At 70.3% G+C, this 1,680-nt stretch carries 1 protein-coding gene; it reads left to right on the forward strand.

Annotated features, from left to right (window positions below; genetic code table 11):
• Positions 1–90 precede the first annotated feature (90 nt).
• Entirely contained in the window at positions 91–1,527 is a 1,437-nt protein-coding gene (locus ACWDR4_RS50055; RefSeq protein WP_450418857.1) for an IS1380 family transposase, read from the forward strand.
• Positions 1,528–1,680 lie beyond the last annotated feature (153 nt).

The following is a 1,680-nucleotide window of genomic DNA, read 5'->3' on the forward strand; positions in this document are numbered from 1 at the left end:
CCTCGCCGTTTCGCTTGGGTACGGCGGCTGTTGAGGCGGAAACGCGAAAGTGCCTTCCTGACCTGGGACGATGAACCTTGCTGAGGGGTTCTGTCGGTCCAGGCGGAGGGCACTTTCTACGTGCAGGGTATCGGGTTGCGTCCCAAGGTCCATGTCAGTGCCGATGGTTCGGGGGTGGTCGGGCATGCCGGGGCACGGCTGCTGGCGGATCTTGCCGATGCCACCGGGCTGACCGCCGCGTACTCGACCGCGTTACGGTCGCTTCGGCCGCGTGGGACCGGCCATGACCCGGGCAGGATCGCCACCGACCTGGCGGTGATGCTCGCCGACGGCGGCGAGGCCATCGCGGACCTGGCCGTACTGCGGGACCAGGCTGGGGTGTTCGGCCCCGTCGCCTCGGCACCGACGGCCTGGCGACTGCTCGCCGACGTTGACGAGACCGCCCTCGCCTCGCTGGCCCCGGCCCGCGCCACGGCCCGGGAAGTCGCCTGGCTGCAGGCCGCCGAGCACGGCGAGGGCATACCCGAAGTCCGGGCCGCGGGACGCACGCTGCCCGGTCTGGTCCTGGACCTCGACGCCACCCTGGTCACCTGCCACTCGGAGAAACAGCAGGCCGCACCCACCTACAAAGGCGGCTTCGGCTTCCATCCGCTGCTGTGCTTCCTGGCCAACACCGGCGAGGCACTGTCCGGCCGGCTACGGCCCGGGAACGCCGGCGCCAACACCGCCGCCGACCACATCACCGTGCTCGACCAAGCGCTCGCGCAGATCCCCGACGCCCACCGGCACGGCACCGACACCCTCGTCCGCACCGACAGCGCCGGATCCGCGAAAGCCTTCCTCACCCACGTCCGCAGCCTGCGGAAACGAGGAATCCGTACCTCCTTCTCAGTCGGATACGCCATCACCGAGCCGGTCCGCCGCGCTGTCCGGGCCATGCCCGACCGCCTCTGGCATCCCGCCCTGAACCAGGACGGGACACTGCGTGACGGCGCCGAGGTCGCCGAGCTGACCGGCATGGTCGACCTGACCGGCTATCCGGCCGGCACCCGCATCATCGTGCGCCGCGAACGCCCGCACCCCGGAGCCCAACTGTCCCTGTTCGACCAGGACGAGGGCCTGCGCCATCAGGTGTTCCTCACCGACACCCCGCACGCCGGTGGCGGCTCCGCCCAGTTCCTGGAAGTCCGCCACCGCGGGCATGCATGCGTCGAGGACCACATCCGGTGCGGCAAGACCACCGGCTTCGGCCGCTTCCCCTCGCGCGACTTCAACGTCAACGCCGCCTGGCTCGAACTCAGCCTCGCGGCGATCGATCTGCTGGCCTGGATGCGTGTCCTGCTGCTGGACGGCGAACTTGCGTCTGCCGAGCCGAAGAAGCTCCGCTACCGGCTGCTGCACGTCGCCGCCCGCCTCACCCGCGGCGGCCGGCGCCTGTGCTTGCGGATATCGGCGACCTGGCCCTGGAGACACGAACTCGCCACGGCCTTCCACCGCCTCGCCGCACTGCCCCGTCCCGCTGACTGACCGGCAACCCCTGACCGCCCACGACCCGAAAGACCTTGGAGAACACGGCCACCGCGCCGGGACGCCGCCATGCCCGAGCGGTGAAAACACCCTGCCCACGCGACAGTTGACGATCAACGACGTCTCATCACCCCAACCGAAACGGCGAGGCTA

It is taken from the genome of Streptomyces sp. NPDC000878 (assembly GCF_053599695.1).